The organism is Vibrio sp. 03_296, from assembly GCF_002265885.1.
On the sequence record NZ_NPKW01001055.1, the window covers coordinates 1 to 1,248 of the forward strand.

Genomic DNA, 1,248 nt, shown 5'->3' on the forward strand with positions numbered 1-1,248 from the left:
TTGGCGACGATGAGGMAWTTTTTATCGGCGGCAAGAATCTCACCACCAGTAATTTTATAGTCGATTGCGCCAGTGTATTTCATCAGTTTGCAAGACAAACGTAAACGTTGAATTAATTGTATGTTGTACCTTATATTCTCTTGCGGTCTGCTCACGTACGAACAAATGAATCAATGGAATAATGACCAAGCCGAGAATAAGGCCACCAATGCCAAAGGTCGCAAAGCAAAATCCTGTTGCAAACACCCGCCAATATTGATTCAGTTTTTTCACTTTTTATGCCATGTCCACTGTTTGGCGAGAGCCAGTGWWTGACCATTGTGTGACCGAGTCTTGGAGGAAGCCGCGGAAAAATTGCAGCGCTTGCGGTAACTCATGCTCTGGTGGCTGCTGAGCGGAATGAGCCTCGGCAGCAAATTGTTGTCCCGCGCTTACGAGCATGGCGAGTGCATAACCGCGATACGTTTGTGTTCAATTCCGCATAGTCTTGTGGCAATGGTTCGTCAAGTGTACTAATAACGACTTTGGCATCTAGGGTGAATAGACAAAAATAGGTAAGCCTCTGTAAGCGCGCTCTTGGAATGTATTTTCCCCGCGGCAATCGACGTCAGTGGAATAGGCTTTTTGGTTGCAATGGTGGTTAATCCCGCCGCCGTGTTATGTACCGATTGAGAAAAAGCCATTGGTGAGGCTTCTTCACCCAGTAATATATCTTTGACTAAGGCGATGCTGCGGTGTAATTCACCGTGACTGGCTTGAAAAAACCATATAGTCAACGTCGTTTTGGTTAAGCAACTCAATGGCAGCATGCACCGTCCAGTTTGCTTAACGAACTCATTCGGCGTCGCATCATCGCCGGTATAATTGCTTGCCGTAAATATCGAAGGATTCAGGATAGCTTCCGGTATTTGCCCACTCTAGCCAATGCTCTTTATTATCCAATCCAGGAGAGTTCGCATATCCATTTTCAATATTTACACAAAGAGATAGTGATGAATTTGACATAGATTGTTGATTTGTTTCCATTGGCGTTCATACTAAAGCCCTTATCAAAAATAGGACAATCTAATGAAACCTTTAAAATTTTTATTTCTATATGTTTGACGTTGTTATTAGTTGGCTGTGGTCGAGTACAACCAATTTTGGAGATACAGGATACTCCAGTCAGTTATGATCTTCAAAGTAAACAAGTGAAAAGCGCGATCGTCTTGGCAGCAACGAAAAGGGGTTGGGCGATTACAGAAGTGG

The 1,248-nt window shown here is 43.6% G+C and carries 3 pseudogenes; 1 reads left to right on the plus strand and 2 read right to left on the minus strand.

What is annotated here, in order from left to right:
- Together CIK04_RS34970 and CIK04_RS29790 are read right to left on the minus strand one after the other, a co-directional pair.
- A pseudogene (locus tag CIK04_RS34970) lies at nt 1-273 on the minus strand (1-acyl-sn-glycerol-3-phosphate acyltransferase); the annotation flags it as partial.
- A pseudogene (locus CIK04_RS29790) lies at nt 270-1,026 on the minus strand (beta-ketoacyl synthase chain length factor). The pseudogenes CIK04_RS34970 and CIK04_RS29790, both read right to left, overlap by 4 nt.
- On the opposite strand from CIK04_RS29790, the pseudogene CIK04_RS34975 reads away from it, so the two are divergent.
- Nucleotides 1,026-1,248, plus strand: a pseudogene (locus tag CIK04_RS34975) (hypothetical protein); the annotation flags it as partial. The pseudogenes CIK04_RS29790 and CIK04_RS34975 sit on opposite strands and share 1 nt — an antisense overlap.